The 16,226-nt window shown below is 64.5% G+C and carries 17 protein-coding genes; 9 read left to right on the top strand and 8 right to left on the bottom strand.

All coding sequences use genetic code 11. The features are described from left to right. Positions 1 to 125 precede the first annotated feature (125 nt). The 3 genes from CQ14_RS33830 to petA form a co-directional block, all read right to left on the bottom strand. Positions 126 to 800 carry a dienelactone hydrolase family protein gene (locus CQ14_RS33830; protein ID WP_057862114.1) on the bottom strand — a complete coding sequence of 225 codons (675 nt, stop codon included), beginning with the start codon at positions 798 to 800 and terminating at the stop codon, positions 126 to 128. Positions 801 to 952: 152 nt separating this feature from the next. After that, on the bottom strand, positions 953 to 3,025 hold the full coding sequence (locus tag CQ14_RS33825) for a cytochrome c1 (RefSeq protein WP_057862100.1): 2,073 nt from the start codon (positions 3,023 to 3,025) through the stop codon (positions 953 to 955). A 65-nt stretch (positions 3,026 to 3,090) separates the two neighbouring features. Further along, entirely contained in the window at positions 3,091 to 3,621 is a 531-nt protein-coding gene (gene petA / locus CQ14_RS33820) for a ubiquinol-cytochrome c reductase iron-sulfur subunit (RefSeq protein WP_057862099.1), read from the bottom strand. Between the two features lie 278 nt (positions 3,622 to 3,899). Between petA and CQ14_RS33815 the strand changes: the two genes are divergently transcribed. The 6 genes from CQ14_RS33815 to CQ14_RS33790 all read left to right on the top strand — a co-directional run bounded on the left by CQ14_RS33815 (position 3,900) and on the right by CQ14_RS33790 (position 7,615). Then, a complete protein-coding gene (locus CQ14_RS33815; RefSeq protein WP_057862098.1) occupies positions 3,900 to 4,382 on the top strand; it encodes a tRNA (cytidine(34)-2'-O)-methyltransferase in 483 nt (160 codons plus the stop codon). After that, positions 4,382 to 5,014 carry a 7-carboxy-7-deazaguanine synthase gene (gene queE, locus CQ14_RS33810; RefSeq protein WP_057862097.1) on the top strand — a complete coding sequence of 211 codons (633 nt, stop codon included), beginning with the start codon at positions 4,382 to 4,384 and terminating at the stop codon, positions 5,012 to 5,014. Before CQ14_RS33815 ends, queE begins: the two co-directional genes overlap by 1 nt. Positions 5,015 to 5,045: 31 nt before the next feature. After that, positions 5,046 to 5,411 carry a 6-carboxytetrahydropterin synthase gene (locus tag CQ14_RS33805; RefSeq protein ID WP_057862096.1) on the top strand — a complete coding sequence of 122 codons (366 nt, stop codon included), beginning with the start codon at positions 5,046 to 5,048 and terminating at the stop codon, positions 5,409 to 5,411. A gap of 98 nt (positions 5,412 to 5,509) precedes the next feature. Beyond that, a complete protein-coding gene (hemF, locus tag CQ14_RS33800; protein ID WP_057862095.1) occupies positions 5,510 to 6,397 on the top strand; it encodes an oxygen-dependent coproporphyrinogen oxidase in 888 nt (295 codons plus the stop codon). Between the two features lie 67 nt (positions 6,398 to 6,464). Continuing rightward, positions 6,465 to 6,743 carry a YodC family protein gene (locus CQ14_RS48600; RefSeq protein WP_057862094.1) on the top strand — a complete coding sequence of 93 codons (279 nt, stop codon included), beginning with the start codon at positions 6,465 to 6,467 and terminating at the stop codon, positions 6,741 to 6,743. Between the two features lie 143 nt (positions 6,744 to 6,886). Then, positions 6,887 to 7,615 carry an HAD family hydrolase gene (locus CQ14_RS33790; protein WP_057862093.1) on the top strand — a complete coding sequence of 243 codons (729 nt, stop codon included), beginning with the start codon at positions 6,887 to 6,889 and terminating at the stop codon, positions 7,613 to 7,615. Between the two features lie 3 nt (positions 7,616 to 7,618). On the opposite strand, the gene CQ14_RS33785 is transcribed toward CQ14_RS33790, so the two are convergent. The 5 genes from CQ14_RS33785 to CQ14_RS33765 are packed head-to-tail and all read right to left on the bottom strand — an operon-like array spanning position 7,619 to position 11,202. Further along, the gene (locus CQ14_RS33785; RefSeq protein WP_057862092.1) at positions 7,619 to 8,380 is read right to left on the bottom strand and encodes a sulfite exporter TauE/SafE family protein; all 762 of its coding nucleotides are present in this window, start codon (positions 8,378 to 8,380) and stop codon (positions 7,619 to 7,621) included. Beyond that, positions 8,377 to 9,633, bottom strand: a complete 1,257-nt coding sequence (locus tag CQ14_RS33780) for a CCA tRNA nucleotidyltransferase (RefSeq protein WP_057862091.1) — start codon at positions 9,631 to 9,633, stop codon at positions 8,377 to 8,379. Before CQ14_RS33780 ends, CQ14_RS33785 begins: the two co-directional genes overlap by 4 nt. Continuing rightward, a complete protein-coding gene (locus CQ14_RS33775) occupies positions 9,630 to 9,893 on the bottom strand; it encodes a DUF6111 family protein (protein ID WP_057862090.1) in 264 nt (87 codons plus the stop codon). The genes CQ14_RS33780 and CQ14_RS33775 overlap by 4 nt, the downstream gene beginning before the upstream one ends. Next, positions 9,890 to 10,552 (bottom strand): CoA pyrophosphatase, encoded by a 663-nt coding sequence (locus CQ14_RS33770; RefSeq protein WP_430650241.1) that lies wholly within the window; start codon positions 10,550 to 10,552, stop codon positions 9,890 to 9,892. Before CQ14_RS33770 ends, CQ14_RS33775 begins: the two co-directional genes overlap by 4 nt. A gap of 8 nt (positions 10,553 to 10,560) precedes the next feature. Next, on the bottom strand, positions 10,561 to 11,202 hold the full coding sequence (locus CQ14_RS33765; RefSeq protein WP_057862088.1) for a DUF1285 domain-containing protein: 642 nt from the start codon (positions 11,200 to 11,202) through the stop codon (positions 10,561 to 10,563). 268 nt (positions 11,203 to 11,470) lie between these two features. Here CQ14_RS33765 and CQ14_RS33760 point away from each other — a divergent pair, with 268 nt between their 5' ends. From CQ14_RS33760 to CQ14_RS33750, 3 genes are read left to right on the top strand one after another with little or no spacing between them, the layout of a single operon-like run. Next, a complete protein-coding gene (locus tag CQ14_RS33760; RefSeq protein ID WP_057862087.1) occupies positions 11,471 to 12,472 on the top strand; it encodes an AAA family ATPase in 1,002 nt (333 codons plus the stop codon). Further along, positions 12,472 to 13,416, top strand: coding sequence for a DUF58 domain-containing protein (locus CQ14_RS33755; RefSeq protein WP_057862086.1), 945 nt, complete (start codon positions 12,472 to 12,474; stop codon positions 13,414 to 13,416). The genes CQ14_RS33760 and CQ14_RS33755 overlap by 1 nt, the downstream gene beginning before the upstream one ends. After that, the gene (locus CQ14_RS33750) at positions 13,416 to 16,226 is read left to right on the top strand and encodes a DUF4159 domain-containing protein (RefSeq protein ID WP_057862113.1); all 2,811 of its coding nucleotides are present in this window, start codon (positions 13,416 to 13,418) and stop codon (positions 16,224 to 16,226) included. Before CQ14_RS33755 ends, CQ14_RS33750 begins: the two co-directional genes overlap by 1 nt.

Below are 16,226 nucleotides of genomic sequence, written 5' to 3'. Positions count from 1 at the left end.
GTCATTGCGAGGAGCGACTTGTCCGCCGTAGCTCAAAGAGCGAAGGCGGAAGCGACGAAGCAACCCATCGCGCCGCAGGTGGAAACATGGATTGCTTCGCTGCGCTCGCAATGACGGGAAGCATCTCATCCCAAATGCTTGGCGAAAAACGCGGTCGCCCTGCCCCAAGCCAGTTCGGCGGCCTGGCGGTCATGGACGGATTGGCGCTGCTCGTTGACGAACGCATGCTCGGCGTCATAGCGGAACAGTTCGAGCGACTTGCCGGCGGCCTTCATGCCCTGCTCGAAGGCATTGACCACCTCCGGTGTGCACCAGTCGTCCTTATTGGCAAAATGCGCCTGCAGCGGGATCTTCACGTCTGCGGGCTTTGCCGCCTGCTCCGGCGGAATGCCGTAGAACACGACGCCGGCCGCGAGCTCCGGAATCTTGGTGGCGCCGATGATCGTCACCGCGCCGCCGAGACAGAAGCCGGTCAGCCCGACCTTGGCGCCGTTGCGCGACAGATATTGTGCCGCGCCCCGCACCGTCTGCGTGGTGGCGTCCATGAAATCCAGCGAGTTCATCTCGCGGCCGGCCGCATCCGTGTCGTGATACGGCACCACCGTGCCCTTGTAGAGATCGGGCGCCAGCGCATCGAAGCCCGCCACCGCAAAGCGGTCGCACAGGCCCTTGATCTGATCCTGAAGGCCCCACCATTCCTGGATCACGACCACGCCCGGCGCATTGCCGCGCGCCGCATTGGCGAGATAGCCGCTGGCATCCTTGCCGTCCGGGCGCTTGAAGGTGATGCTGGTACCCATGAGTTCCTCCGGAATGATGTTGGGCTGATTGGCCGCCATCTTGTCCGCTGTGAGGTCAGGAAGCAATCGGCCGCCCCACCGCCCCCACGCCCATTTGAAGACAACAAAAAAGCCCCCGCAGGGGCTTTTCCGAAATCGCGTGCACCATGAGATCAGTGGGCGTTGGCCCAGACCTTCTTCTTGGTGAAGTACAGCAGCACGGTGAGCAGGATCAGGAACACGAACACCTGCAGGCCAAGTTGCTTGCGCGCCTCCATGTGCGGCTCCGCGGCCCACATCAGGAACGTGGTGACGTCCTTGGCGTATTGCGCAACCGTGGCCGGCGAGCCGTCGTCGAAGGTGACCTGGCCGTCGCTCAGCGGCTTCGGCATCTTGATGGAGTGACCCGGGAAATATCTGTTGTAGAAGGAACCTTCCGGGAGATTGAAGCCAGCCGGCGGCTTTTCCTCATAGCCCTGCAGCACCGCGGCAACGTAGTCCGGGCCCTGCTCCTGATACTGGGTGAAGAAGTCGATCAGGAACAGCGGGAAGCCGCGACCATAGCTGCGCGCCTTGGTGATCAGCGAGAGATCCGGCGGAAAGGCGCCGCCATTGGCCGCGCGGGCCGCCTGCTCGTTCGGGAACGGCGAGGGGAAATAATCGGCCGGCCGGCCTGGCCGCTCGAACATCTCGCCCTGGTCGTTCGGGCCGTCCTTGACTTTGTACTCCGAGGCGAACGCCGCGGCCTGCGCCACCGAGTAGCCGGGGCCGCCGGCTTCAGCCAGGTTGCGGAAGGCGACGAATGACAGGCCGTGGCAGGAGGAGCAGACCTCCTTGTAGACCTTGAGACCGCGCTGCACTGCGCCGCGGTCAAACTTGCCGAATGGACCTGAGAACGACCACTTCTGGGCCGGCGGCTTGTTGCCGCCTTCGGCAGCCCGGGCGCTATCGACACCGCCCAACAGCAAGCCGGCGGCCACCATCAGCGCTATCACGCTCGACACCATCGGCGCAGCCTTGCCGCCCGACTTCGCCAGCACGTCGTCGGCGATCGAGTTCGGCACCGGACGCGGCTTCTCGATCCGCGACAGCAACGGCAGCAGGATCAGGAAGTAGGCGAAGTAGAGCACCGTGAGGATGCGGCCGACGATCACATAGATACCTTCCGGCGGCTGGGCGCCGAGATAGCCGAGACCGATACAAACGGCGACGAAGACCCAGAAGAACTGCTTGGCCAAAGGACGGTACTTCGACGACCGCGTCTTGGCGTTATCGAGCCAGGGCAGGAACGCCAGCACGACGATCGCACCGAACATGGCGACAACGCCGGCAAGCTTGTTCGGGATCGAGCGCAGGATCGCGTAGAACGGCAGGTAGTACCATTCCGGCACGATGTGTGGGGGCGTCACGGCGGGATTGGCCGGGATGTAGTTCTCGGGATCGCCGAGATAGTTCGGCATGTAGAAGATGAACCAGGCGTAGAACAGCAGGAAGCAGGAGACGCCGAACATGTCCTTGATGGTCGCGTAGGGCGTGAACGGCACCGTGTCCTTTTCCGTCTTGGCCTCGACGCCTGCCGGATTGTTCTGACCGGCGACATGCAGCGCCCAGACGTGCAGCACGACCACGCCGGCGATCACGAACGGCAGCAGGTAGTGCAGCGAGAAGAAGCGGTTCAGTGTCGGATTGCCGACGGCATAGCCGCCCCACAGCAGCGTCACGATGCTCTCGCCGAAATAGGGCACGGCCGAGAACAGGTTGGTGATGACGGTGGCGCCCCAGAAGCTCATCTGGCCCCACGGCAGCACGTAGCCCATAAAGCCGGTCGCCATCATCAGAAGATAGATGATGACGCCGAGGATCCACAGCACCTCGCGCGGCTCCTTGTACGACCCGTAATAAAGGCCGCGGAACATGTGGATGTAGACGGCGAAGAAGAACATCGAGGCGCCGCTGGCGTGGATGTTGCGCAGCAGCCAGCCGTAATTGACGTCGCGGACGATCAGCTCGACGGACTTGAACGCCATATCGGCATGCGGCGTGTAGTGCATCGCCAGGATCACGCCGGTCAGGATCTGCACGCCCAGCATCAGCGAAAGGATGGCGCCGAACGTCCACCAGTAGTTCAGGTTACGCGGCGTCGGATACGCCACGAACGAGGAATGCATAAGTCCCATGATCGGGAGGCGCCGTTCGATCCACTTCAAGGCGGGATTGGTCGGCTGGAAATCGGATGGTCCGCTCATTGATGCGATCCTGAGGAAGTAAGACGACGCGACGGATTAAGGGTCTCGGACTTAAGTCCGAGCCCTTAGCCGATCTGGATTTTGGTGTCGGAAACGAAGGTGTAGGGCGGAACCGGCAGGTTGCTCGGCGCGGGTCCCTGACGGATGCGGCCCGAGGTGTCGTAAACCGAACCGTGACACGGGCAGAAGAAGCCGTCATAGGCGCCCTCATGGGCGATCGGAATGCAGCCGAGATGGGTGCAGATGCCGATCACGACCAACCACTGGTCATGGCCCGCCTTGACCCGGGACTCATCGCTCTGCGGATCGGGCAGGCTCGCTACCGGCACCTTGCGGGCCTCTTCGATCTGCTTCTTGGTCCGGTGGCTGATGTAGATCGGCTTGCCGCGCCAGAACACCTTGATGTCCTGTCCTTCGGCAATCGGGGTCAGGTCGACCTCAATCGGCGCACCGGCCGCGATCGTCGAGGCATCCGGGTTCATCTGGGAAACCAGCGGCCACACCGTGGCAGCCGCGCCTACGGCGGCGACGGCTCCCGTTGCAACATAGAGGAAATCACGGCGTGTCGGATGGTCCGCCGAAGACGCTGTCGTCACGATTCCAAGCCCTTTCTTGTCTGCAGCCAGCGGAACCGCCCCGGGCACGCGAAAGCACGCCCTGAAGAGGCTGCCGGCGCCCGCGGCCCCCGCGGCGGCAGAAAAACCGCTTTTCCTCCCCCAATCCGGCGGAACAAGCAGTCCAGAATCGTTCTATTGGCACCCTTGCCGTGAGAGCGCAAGCCCGCTATCGGCTCGCAAGCGTGCAATGCACTAAATCCGCTCCCGGCAGTGATTTATTCGAGACATTTCATTGGCGCCAGCAAAGCCTCGACCCCATGCAGATTGCGCTTTTCCAACCTGATATTCCCCAGAACACCGGAACGATTCTGCGCCTGTGTGCCTGCCTGGGCGTGGCCGCCCATATTATAGAGCCGGCGGGATTTCCGATCTCCGACCGGCATTTCCGCCGGGCGGGAATGGACTATCTTGATCATGTCGCCCTCACCCGCCACGACTCATGGTCAAAATTCGCGCAATGGCGTAACGAGGCGGGTTGCCGGCTGGTGCTGTTTACGACGAAGGCGGCTGGTTCCTACCTGGATTTCCGCTACGAGAAGGACGACGTCCTGCTGTTCGGGCGGGAATCCGCAGGGGTTACCGACGAGGTCGCCGCGGCGGCTGATGCGCGGCTTCTGATCCCGATCCGGCCGAACTTGCGCTCGCTCAATGTGGCCATGGCGGCCGCCATGGCATTGGGCGAGGCGGTGCGGCAGACCGGTTCCGCGATCCAGGCCGATGCGGTTCTCAAGGAGAGATAGTGAGTTACGCGGTCAAAGAGATATTCCTGACCCTGCAGGGCGAAGGCGCGCATGCCGGCCGCGCGGCGGTGTTCTGTCGCTTTGCCGGCTGCAACCTCTGGACCGGCCGCGAACAGGATCGCGCCAGTGCCACCTGCCAGTTCTGCGACACCGATTTTGTCGGCACCGACGGCACGCTGGGCGGCCGCTACGCCACGGCGGACGAGCTCGCCGACACCATCGCCGGACAATGGACCGGGGACAACACCAACCGCTATGTGGTGTTAACCGGTGGCGAGCCGTTGCTGCAGGTGGACAGCGCCTTCATCGATGCGCTGCATGCGCGCGGCTTTTCGATCGGCATCGAGACCAACGGCACGATCGAGCCGCCCGCGGGGATGGACTGGGTCTGCGTCAGCCCGAAAGCCGGCGCCGGTCTCGTGGTGCGCCGCGGCCATGAGTTGAAGCTGGTCTACCCGCAGTCAGGCGCTGCGCCGGAAGATTTCGCCGGCCTCGATTTCGAGCGCTTCTCGCTGCAGCCGATGGACGGACCCGACGTGATCGACAACACCGCGCGCGCGGTCGACTACTGCCTGCGCCATCCGCAATGGCGGCTCAGCCTGCAAACGCACAAGACACTTGGCATCAGATAATTTGGCATCAGACAGGACCTAGACTTTCAAGATGTGGGAACTGACCAAATCGTTTCGCTTCGAGGCCGCGCATTCGCTGAAGGGAACGACCTTCGGCGCGGCCAGCGAGGAAATCCACGGCCACTCGTTTCGCGCCGAGGTGAGCGTGCGCGGCACGCCCGATCCGGAAACCGGCATGGTGCTCGATCTCGGCCTGCTCGAACGCAGCATGGAAGAGGTCCGGAAGGCGCTCGACCACAAGCTCCTCAACAAGGTCGAGGCGCTGGGGACGCCGACGCTGGAAAACATTTCGCGCTACATCTTCGAGCGCGTCCAGCACGCCGGCAAGATCACCCGCGTCAGCGTCCACCGCGACAGTTGCAACGAGAGCTGCACGTATTTCGGACCGCAAGGGTAATTTGCACCGTCATTGCGAGGAGCGAAGCGACGAAGCAATCCACTCCTTCTTTTTGTGGCTCTGCTCGCAATAACGGAAGGTAGGCCGGGGAATTCCTAATGGACACGTCACTCATCGAAGATCGCAAGAGGCGCGCAAGAACCTGGTTCGAAGCACTGCGCAACGACATCTGCGCGGCGTTCGAACGTCTGGAAGACGACGCGCCCCCTGCGCTCTATCCCGGCGACGCCGGACGTTTCGTGCGTACCCCCTGGAACCGCACCGACCACACCGGCAAGCCCGGCGGCGGCGGCGTGATGTCGATGATGCACGGTCGGCTGTTCGAGAAGGTCGGCGTGCACTGTTCGACCGTACATGGCGAGTTCGCGCCGGACTTCCGCAGCCAGATTCCCGGCGCTACCGACGATCCACGGTTCTGGCTCTCAGGCATTTCGCTGATCGCCCACATGCGCAATCCGCATGTGCCGGCGGTACACATGAATACGCGCTTCGCGGTCACGACCAGGACCTGGTTCGGCGGCGGCGCGGATTTGACGCCGGTGCTCGACCGCCGCCGCAACCAGGAAGATGCCGACACGCAAGATTTTCACGCGGCTATGAAAGCGGCCTGCGACAAGCATGCAGCCGTCGTTTCCTACGAAAAATACAAGAAATGGTGCGACGACTATTTCTATCTGCCGCACCGCAAGGAACCGCGCGGCATCGGCGGCATCTTCTACGACCACCATAATTCCGGTGACTGGGAGGCTGACTTCGCGTTCACGCAGGACGTTGGCCGCGCCTTTGCAAGAATCTATCCTGAGCTCGTGCGGCGCAATCTCCTGACAGCCTGGACCGCAGAGGATCGCGAGGAGCAACTGATCCGGCGCGGACGCTATGTTGAATTCAACCTGCTCCACGACAAGGGCACCATGTTCGGGCTGAAAACCGGCGGCAATGTGGATTCCATCCTCTCGTCGATGCCGCCGGAGGTAAAGTGGCCATGATCGCATGATCAGCTTGTCATGACGGATCGCTAGGGTGCGATTCGTCATGTAATCCAAGGAGCAGATCATGGACTTGAAACCGGGCGACGTCGTCATTCTTAAGTCGGGCGGCCATCCGCTCAGCGTGGTGGAGGTCAAGGACGGCAACGTCGTGTGCGTATGGATGGGCAATGAAGGCGATCTGTTTCGCGAGACGCTGCCGCTTGCCGTCCTAGAACTCGCCGAAACCGATACGTCCGACGATGACGATGACGATGAGGACGAGGACGACGAAGACGACGAGGAAGAGGAAGACGACGAAGAGGACGACGAGGAAGAAGGCGGCCGCCGCAACAAGGTTGCGTAAGTAATTGACGCCGCCGGCATTAAATGGACCCGGCGGCGTCGTTTTCTCGGGATTGGACCCGGTGCGGCTGATCTGATATTCGCGGCAGATCGGCCACGGCTTCCGGCGGCCATGACTCCTGAAGTGGGAACACCGCGAAAACGATGACCGAACTCCCCCGCGCGATGCTGATCGACATGGACGACACCATCCTGTCGGCCTATGGCCGCCCGGAGATCGCCTGGCATAATGTCGCGTCCGAATTTGCCACCGAGTTTGGGCCGTTGACCTCGCAGCAGGTTGCCACTGCCGTTCTGGATTCCGCGCGCAAATTCTGGTCGGTAGCCGAGGCCGAATGGCGGCTGAAGCTGGACGAGGCGCGGCGCATCACCGTCAGGAACGGATTTGCGGCATTGTCCGCCGGTGGCCACGCATTGCCGGAGGAACTGGCGATACGGCTCGCCGACCGCTTCACCGCCTACCGTGAAGAGGAAATGTTCGTCTTCCCCGGCGCGCATGACGCTATCGACGCGTTGAAGGCACGCGGCGTAAAGCTGGCGCTGGTGACGAACGGCGCCGCCGGCACCCAGCGCGCCAAGGTCGAACGCTTCGCGTTGTCGCACCGCTTCGATCACATCCAGATCGAGGGTGAGCACGGTTTCGGCAAACCGGACGAGCGCGCCTATCTGCACGCCATGCAGACGCTGGGCGTCACCGCCGCCGAGACCTGGATGATTGGCGACAATCTGGAATGGGAAGTCGTGGCGCCGCAGCGGCTCGGCATCTACGCGATCTGGATCGACGTGCATGGCGACGGCCTGCCGCCGGACTCCACCGTAAAGCCCGACCGCATCATCCGCTCGCTCACGGAACTGCTGCCCGCCAAGCGCTAGCCATCAGTGTCGCAGCGCCGCGGTGATCATCACGGCGCCGCCGACCATCACGGCGGCATCGAGGATCGCGGTGTGGATATGCACCGGCATACGCTCGACGAAAGCCTTGGCGAAGAATGCGCCGGGGATCGCGATGGCGCCGATCAGGAGGGCAAGGGCCAACACCTGTGCCGTGACGACGCCGGCGAGGCCGAACACGGAAATCTTGATGAGACCGGTCACGACCGAGATCACCGCGTCGGTGGCGATCACCGCGGCCCCTTCGAGGCCGGACGCCATCAACAGCGACAGCAGGATCACGCCGGAACCTGACGTGCCGCCGACCAGCACGCCATAACCGAGGGCGCTGACACCGAGCCCGGTGTCGCCGATCCTGACCTCGCGGCGTTTGGCCAACCGGCGTAGCGGCACGCTCAGGATCAGCATGCTGCCGATCACCAGCGCCGCGCCGGCACTGGTCAGCCGCGTATATCCGTACGCACCGAGCGCGGTGGTCAGCATGGCAGCGCCGATCACGATCAGCGCACGGCGTCGATCGGCGTAGCGAAAATACGCCACGAAGCGGCTGATATTGGTGAAGATCGCTGAGATCGCGATGATCGGCACCACCGGCTCGGCACCGACCATCGGCACCAGCACCAGCGGCATCAACGCACCGGTACCGTAGCCGGCCAGACCGCCGATCACGGAGGCCAGCAATGCCATGCTTCCAACCAGCAGTACTTGGCCGAGCGAAATGTCGGCGAAGCCGGCCAGGATGTTCACAGCCGGTGATCCCTGGTGAAGCGGGCGGCAGCCTGATCGGCGATCGCGGCCAGCTCGGATGGTTCAAGCGGAAAATCCGCGGCCAGCCAGGCGTCTTCCGCAAGCGTCAGCACGTGGCCGAGCGCAGGACCTTGAGCAATGCCGCGGGAGATGAAATCGGCTGCCTTCAACGGAAATTTCGGTGCGCTCCAGCGCTGCGGCAAGGTTGCGAGGTCATGCCAGCGGGTGGTGTCATCGCCGACGCCGGCCCGCGCCCACGCCAGCATCAGCCGGTCGCGATAAGGATCCTCGCCGAGCCGATAGAGAAGCTGCCGGGCTCGCGCCTCATCCTTGCTGGCGAACCGCCACCAGCGATGGCCCATCGAGTCCAGCGCCTTGGTTTCCGCGTTGGACAGCCGAAGCCGTGCCGAGACGCGCCTCGCGTCCTCCGTGACCGCAACCGTGAGCGCGGCGAGCCGGCGCACCGCGTTCGGCGGTAGCCCCAGCGCCCGCTCGGCCGCGATCATCGCCGCGAACGTTCTTGTGTAGGCGACGCCACCGAAGATCGCCAGCAGCAGGCCGGCATCCGCCATCGCCTGCACCGCGACCGCAGCCCCCTCCGCGATCACCAGCTTCAGCATCTCCATGCGCACGCGTTCGGCGGAGAGGCTCGAAAGCCCCTCGCGCCCGTCGATGCAGGCAAGATAGTCGGCACGTTCCGGCTCGCCCGCGCCATAGGCGGCATGCATGCGAAAGAAGCGCAGGATGCGCAGATAATCCTCGGCGATGCGTTGGCTGGCATCGCCGATGAAGCGCACGCGCCTGGCTTCGATATCGGCAAGCCCGCCGACATGGTCGTGCACCACGCCGCCGGCATCGACGGACAGCCCGTTGATGGTGAAGTCGCGCCGTTCCGCGTCGCGGACCCAGTCGCGCCCGAACGCGACCCTGGCCTTGCGGCCAAAGGTCTCGGTATCCTCGCGCAGGGTCGTGACCTCGAAGGGGTGGGATTCGACAACCAGCGTGACCGTGCCGTGGTCGATCCCGGTCGGCACGCTCTTGATGCCGGCCGCCCTGGCGCGGCGGACGACCTCGTCGGGCAGCGCGGTGGTCGCAATGTCGATGTCGCCGAGGGGAATTTTCAGAAGCGCATTGCGCACGGCGCCGCCGATCACGCGGGCTTCCTCGCCATCGCCATTGAGCAAGGCGAGCACGCGCGCGGCCGGGCCCGACCTGAGCCAGGGCGCGTCCGACAGCACGCGTGCCTCGCTCATTTCTCGACTCCGGGAACCAGCTTGCCGTCTTCAATATGCGCGGGAATGTAGGTTGAATTCGGCGGCGCGCCGGAGAATTGCGCCAGCAGGACGAAGCTGACCACGACCAGAAGCAGCGATCCCAGCACCAGTTTGGCAACGAGATGCACCGGCCAGGAAGAGGATGCGAACACGCCGGAACGAGTGGCAATCAGGAACAGTGCATAGGCCGCGAACGGGATCAGGAAAATTCCGATTTCGGTCAGAATCGGACGGATCATGCGAGATAAATCCGCTCATACAGCACGCGCAGAATTCCTGCGGTCGCGCCCCAGATGTAACGCTCGGCGAACGGCATGGCGTAATAGGAACGCTCCATGCCGCGGAATTCCTTGGAATGAACCTGATGGTTCTCGGGATTCATCAGGAACGCCAGCGGCACCTCGAAGGCATCGACCACCTCGCCTTCGTTGATCGTAAGCTTGAAGCCGGGCTTCACGCGCGCCACCGTCGGCAGGATGCGAAAGCCAAAGGCGGTCCCGTAGAGATCGAGATAGCCGATCGGCTCGATGAACTCGCGTTTCAGGCCGACTTCCTCTTCCGCCTCACGCAAGGCGGCGTCGAGCGGCGACTCGTCGGTCGCGTCGATCTTGCCGCCCGGAAAGGAAATCTGGCCGGCATGGCTGCTGAGATGAGGCGAGCGCTGCGTCAGCAATACCGTCGGCTCGCGGTGGTCGACCACCGGGATCAGGACCGCCGCCGGGCGCACCGGCTGCTCTTGCGCCACGATTTCAAGCATGCGGTCGTTGCCCGCATCGCCAGTCCTCGGAACGATATTGGGATCGACCAGGCCGGGCGGCACGTCGAAGTTCAGCCGGGTCTTGCTCCGTGCGAAGAACTCCGCCGAGTTGATCGGCGCCGCCTCCATCTTTTTCAGCATCGGCTCGTTCAAACCGCGTCCCTCACCTGCTTCGCATCCGCCATCGCAAAGAACTCGCCGCCCGACTCGACGCCGAACATCGGCTGGCCATCGACCATCCGCTCTTCGCCCATGTCAACCAGATCGTAATAGAGCGCGCGCGTCACCTTCGCCCACAGATCGGCACGAACATGCAGGTAGGGCGTGAGCCCGCCATCGGCGGCCATTTCGAACCGCAGGCGATGGTCGGAATCGCATGGCACCCAGTCGTCGACATTGGTGCGAAAACGCAGCAGTCGGCCATGATCGCCGGCCTCGTTTTGCATCTCCACCGCCAGAAACGGCGCATCATCGACGCGGATGCCGACCTTCTCGACGGGGGTCACGAGAAAGTGCTTGCCGTCCTCGCGCTTGAGGATGGTCGAGAACAGCCGCACCAGCGCCGGCCGCCCGATTGGCGTCCCCATGTAGAACCACGTACCATCGCCCGCGATTCGTATGTCGAGATCGCCGCAGAACGGCGGATTCCACAGATGGACCGGAGGTAGTCCCTTCCCGGCCGGGGTGCGATTGACGGCTTCACTGGCGGCAGCCGTCAATCCTTCGAGCCCCTTGCTGTCATGGCTCTTGCCTTCGTGCCGTTGGCCGCTGGTTTGCCCTTGCTTCGCCATTGTTTGCCCTGAGTGTCGGCCTCGATTGGCACGAATGGTGCAACGTTATCGGTAGGAACCGATATGTGTTCCTGGCGACCCCGGTCCGTATTTATGCGGACCAAGTCGCCGTATCGTGATGCAGTTCATACCCCGAAATACCGATAATGTGGGGATAGTTTAATTCAACGAATGCATGGCCTTTGCACAGGTTTAGCATGAGGTTCGTGGCATGACGACGCAACCAGCGCTGTCATGAAGCGGTTGGACGGTTGAAGGAGAGAAAGACATGGCGAGTGCAGACGGTGTCGAGAAACTCGAGGACGCGATCGTCCGGTCGGCGGAGCAGGTCGCCGGCCAGATTCGCGCCGCGAAAGAGGCTATCTCCACCGTCATTTTCGGCCAGGACCGGGTGATCGAAAACACCTTGGTGACGATCCTATCCGGCGGCCACGCCCTTCTGATCGGTGTTCCTGGCCTCGCCAAGACCAAGCTCGTCGAAACCCTGGGCATCACGCTCGGGCTGGACGCCAAGCGCATCCAGTTCACTCCGGACCTGATGCCGTCGGATATTCTGGGCGCCGAGGTACTGGACGAGAGCAATACCGGCAAACGGTCGTTCCGCTTCATCGCCGGACCGGTGTTTGCGCAGCTCCTGATGGCCGACGAAATCAACCGCGCCAGCCCGCGTACGCAATCGGCGCTGCTGCAAGCCATGCAGGAACAGCACATCACCGTTGCAGGCGCACGGCATGATCTTCCAAAACCGTTCCACGTGCTGGCCACGCAAAATCCGCTGGAGCAGGAGGGCACCTACCCGCTGCCCGAAGCGCAGCTCGACCGCTTCCTGATGGAGATCGACGTCGACTACCCCGACCGTGACGCCGAGCGCCGCATCCTGTTCGAAACCACTGGCGCCGAAGAGACGCTCGCCAAGGCCGCGATGGACGCGGAAATCCTGATCGCGGCGCAGCGGCTGGTACGGCGCCTGCCGGTCGGCGACAGCGTGGTCGAGGCGATCCTGTCGCTGGTGCGCGCCGCGCGTCCTAATCCGGAAGACGGCAGCGACAAGCTGATCGCCTGGGGACCGGGTCCGCGCGCCAGCCAGTCGCTGATGCTGGCGGTCCGCGCCCGCGCGCTGCTCGACGGCCGCCTCGCCCCCTCGATCGACGACGTGCTCGATCTCGCCGAGCCCATTCTCAAGCACCGCATGGCGTTGACCTTCTCGGCGCGCGCGGAAGGCCGCACCATTCCCGACGTAATCAGGCAATTGAAGACGCGGATCGGTTGATGGCCGCAGAGACCAGTCACGAGACCAGGGAGCTTCTAGCAATCCGACGTGCCGATGGCGAAAGCCGAACGCTCGCCGCTTCGCTTCCCCGTCTCGTGCTCGAAGCCCGCCGCATCGCCGCCAACGTGATCCATGGCCTGCATGGCAGGCGGCGCGCCGGCGCCGGCGAGAGCTTTTGGCAATACCGCCGCTTCGTCTCCGGCGAGCCGTCGCAGAACGTCGACTGGCGCCGCTCGGCGCGCGACGATCATCTTTATGTCCGCGAGCAGGAGTGGGAGGCCGCCCATACCGTGTGGGTGTGGCCCGACCGTTCGCCGTCGATGGCCTTTGCCTCCAAGGGCGCGCGCGACAGCAAGCTGGAGCGCGGCCTGATCGTGACCTTTGCGCTCGCCGAACTGCTGGTCTCGGGCGGCGAGCGCGTCGGCATTCCCGGCCTGATGAATCCGACCGCGAGCCGCAACGTGATCGACAAGATGGCACAGGTGATGCTGCACGACGATACGGCGCGCGCCAGCCTGCCGCCGTCCTTCGTGCCGTCGGCGCTGGCCGAAATTGTCGTGCTGTCCGACTTCTGGTCGCCGATGAGCGAAATCAGGACGATGCTTGCGGGGCTGTCCGCCTCCGGTGCGCATGGCACGCTGATCCAGGTGGTCGATCCCGCCGAGGAAACCTTTCCCTATGCCGGCCGGGTCGAATTCGTCGAGCCGGAAGGTTTTGGCGTCATCACCGCCGGCCGCGCCGAGAGCTGGGCCAGCGACTATGTCGCGCGGGTCGCCCTGCATCGCGACGAGATCCGCAGCGAGACCAACCGGCTCGACTGGCTGTTCTCGACCCACACCACCAACCGTTCCGCCGCCGAGCTCCTGCTGTTCCTGCATTCGGGCATGATGGCAGCCAAGGGCAATGTGCGCGGCTCAACCGTCAAGGCGGGGCGTAGCGCATGATCGCAGGGCTCCCCCTAACCTTTGCGCAACCGCTGCTGCTGCTGGGCCTGTTGAGCCTGCCGGTATTGTGGTGGCTATTGCGCGTGATGCCGCCGCGGCCGCGGCGGATCGAATTTCCGCCGACCCGGCTGTTGTTCGACATCAAGCCGAAGGAAGAGACACCATCGCGGACGCCATGGTGGCTGACCTTGCTGCGCCTCGCCGCGGCTGCGCTGGTCATTCTTGCCGCCGCAGGCCCAATCTGGAATCCGCAGACCGGCGTCGGCGGCAGCAATGCGCCATTGGTAATCCTGCTCGACGACGGCTGGGGCGCAGCCGCAAGCTGGGACACGCGGGTCAAGGCCGCCGATGAGTTGATCGCCAACGCCGACAACGATCGCCGCGGCGTCGCGCTGGTGCCGCTCTCCGAGCCCGCACGCGACATCACGCTGATGCCGGCCGGCACCGCGCGCGTCGCGCTGCGCCAGATTTCACCAAAGCCTTATTCGGTCGACCGCGTCGATACGCTCGGCTCGCTCGACCGCTTCCTCAAAGCCACCGGCGACGCCGAGATCGCGTGGCTGTCCGACGGCGTCGACACCGGACGCGGCACTGAATTCGTCGAAAATCTCGCGAAAACCCTCGGCGACCGCAAGCTGACGGTGTTCGAGGGTGGCGCAGCCCCGGCGCAGGCGCTGGTCGCCGCCGAAAACGCCGCGGCAAAGATGACGGTCAAGGTGCTGCGCACTACCGGCGGCGTCGCGGGCGGCGTGGTCCGCGCGATCGACGCCAAGGGCTCGCCGATCGGCGAGGCGCGCTACGCTTTCGGCATGCAGGATCGCGAGAGCGAAGCCGCGTTCGATCTGCCGGTCGAGCTGCGCAACGACATTTCGCGGCTGGAAATATCGGGCGAGCGATCGGCCGGCGCCGTGCAACTGCTCGACAAGCGTTGGCGACGGCGCGCGGTAGGCGTCGTCACCGGCGCGACCAGCGATACCGCCCAGCCGCTACTGGCATCGACCTTCTATCTGACGCGCGCGTTGTCGCCGTTCGCCGACGTGCGGCTCGGCGACCGCGGTGCGGCGCAGCAGGTGATCGCGCAATTCCTCGATCAGCGATTGCCGATGATCGTGCTCGCCGATGTCGGCACGCTGTCGCCGGAAATCCGGGAACGGCTGAATGCATGGATCGATCAGGGCGGCGTGCTGGTGCGTTTCGCAGGTCCCCGCCTGGCGCAGGCCGATGACGATCTGGTGCCGGTGAAACTGCGTCGCGGCGGCCGTATCCTCGGCGGCAGCCTGACCTGGGAGAAGCCGCAGCATCTGGCGTCCTTCGCCGCCGATGGCCCCTTCTCCGGCCTCGCTGTTCCGAAGGACATCACCGTGAACCGGCAGGTTCTGGCCGAGCCGGATGCGGTGCTCGCCACCAAGACCTGGGCCTCGCTGGAAGACGGAACGCCGCTGGTGACCGGCGAGCATCGCGGCAGAGGCATCGTCAGCCTGTTCCATGTCGGCGCCGACTCGCGCTGGTCGGACCTGCCGATGTCCGGCAGCTTCGTCGAGATGTTGCGGCGGCTGGTCGACATGTCCGGCTACACGGCAAAGCCCGGTGCGGGCGTTGCGAGCGAGGCGACCAATGTCGAGACGGTGGCGCCGCTGCGCACCCTCGACGGTTTCGGCGCCTTCGGACCGCCGCCCTCGACGGCGAAACCGATGCCGGCGGATTATCGCGACCGCGCCACGGCGGAGCATCCGCCGGGCTTCTACGGCCCGGCCGACGGTCCGATCGCGGTCAACACGCTGGCCGCGGCCGATCGCATCGCGCCACTCGATACAGCTTCCTTGCGCGCGCAGCGCGCCAGCTACACCAACGCCGAACCGCGCGATCTGCGCGGCATCCTACTGTCCTCGTCGCTGGTACTGTTCCTGATCGACGCAGTCGTGGTCGCAATGCTGGGCGCGGGCCTTGCCGCGCTGTGGCGACGACGTACGGCGGCTGCCACGGTTCTGCTGGCTGCGATCCTGGCCGCGGCCCCGATCGCGCCTTCGCCGACGCGCGCCCAGGGCAACGATGATTTCGCCATCAAGTCGGTGTCGCAGACGCGCCTTGCCTACGTCGTCACCGGAAATGCCGACGTCGATTCCATCGTCAAGGCCGGTATGGCCGGGCTGACCCTGTTCCTGGCACAGCGCACGGCGCTGGAAGCCGGCGACCCCGTCGGCGTCGATCCCGCGCGCGACGAACTGGCATTCTTTCCGCTGATCTACTGGCCGGTGGTGCCGGGCGCACCGAAGCCGCCGCAGGATGCCATCAACCGCATCGACGCCTACATGAAGCAGGGCGGCACGGTGCTGTTCGACACCCGCGATGCCGTCGAGGCACCGCCCGGCGAGAACGGCGCGTCGCAGACGCCGGGCATGCGCACCTTGCGGGAAATTCTCTCCTCCCTCGACGTCCCCGAACTGGAGCCGGTACCGCGCGAGCACGTGCTGACCAAGACGTTTTACCTGCTGCGCGACTTCCCCGGCCGCTTCACCTCGGGCCAGACCTGGGTCGAGACCCTGCCGCGCGAGGATGACGACGACGCGGCCTCGCGCCCGGCGCGCGGCGGCGACGGCGTGTCGCCCATCATCATCACCTCGAACGATCTCGCCGGCGCCTGGGCGCATCGCCCCGACGGACAGCCGATGCTGCCGCTGACGCCGAACGAGCCGCGGCAGCGCGAATTCGCCTTCCGCTCAGGCGTCAACATCGTGATGTACACCCTGACCGGCAATTACAAGGCCGATCAGGTCCATGCACCCGCCCTGATCGAACGGTTGGGGCAATAG

It is taken from the genome of Bradyrhizobium lablabi (genome assembly GCF_001440475.1).
GTDB classification, from domain to species: Bacteria; Pseudomonadota; Alphaproteobacteria; order Rhizobiales; family Xanthobacteraceae; genus Bradyrhizobium; species Bradyrhizobium lablabi.
Note: the sequence above shows the minus strand (reverse complement) of the source record. Positions and strands in the feature narration are given on the sequence as shown.

Coding starts and splice junctions, on each gene's coding strand:
- CQ14_RS33830 (WP_057862114.1), bottom strand. CDS start 800: ATGGGTACCAGCATCACCTTCAAGCGCCCGGACGGCAAGGATGCCAGC.
- CQ14_RS33825 (WP_057862100.1), bottom strand. CDS start 3,025: ATGAGCGGACCATCCGATTTCCAGCCGACCAATCCCGCCTTGAAGTGG.
- CQ14_RS33815 (WP_057862098.1), top strand. CDS start 3,900: ATGCAGATTGCGCTTTTCCAACCTGATATTCCCCAGAACACCGGAACG.
- CQ14_RS33805 (WP_057862096.1), top strand. CDS start 5,046: ATGTGGGAACTGACCAAATCGTTTCGCTTCGAGGCCGCGCATTCGCTG.
- hemF (WP_057862095.1), top strand. CDS start 5,510: ATGGACACGTCACTCATCGAAGATCGCAAGAGGCGCGCAAGAACCTGG.
- CQ14_RS48600 (WP_057862094.1), top strand. CDS start 6,465: ATGGACTTGAAACCGGGCGACGTCGTCATTCTTAAGTCGGGCGGCCAT.
- CQ14_RS33790 (WP_057862093.1), top strand. CDS start 6,887: ATGACCGAACTCCCCCGCGCGATGCTGATCGACATGGACGACACCATC.
- CQ14_RS33780 (WP_057862091.1), bottom strand. CDS start 9,633: ATGAGCGAGGCACGCGTGCTGTCGGACGCGCCCTGGCTCAGGTCGGGC.
- CQ14_RS33775 (WP_057862090.1), bottom strand. CDS start 9,893: ATGATCCGTCCGATTCTGACCGAAATCGGAATTTTCCTGATCCCGTTC.
- CQ14_RS33770 (WP_430650241.1), bottom strand. CDS start 10,552: ATGCTGAAAAAGATGGAGGCGGCGCCGATCAACTCGGCGGAGTTCTTC.
- CQ14_RS33765 (WP_057862088.1), bottom strand. CDS start 11,202: ATGGCGAAGCAAGGGCAAACCAGCGGCCAACGGCACGAAGGCAAGAGC.
- CQ14_RS33760 (WP_057862087.1), top strand. CDS start 11,471: ATGGCGAGTGCAGACGGTGTCGAGAAACTCGAGGACGCGATCGTCCGG.
- CQ14_RS33755 (WP_057862086.1), top strand. CDS start 12,472: ATGGCCGCAGAGACCAGTCACGAGACCAGGGAGCTTCTAGCAATCCGA.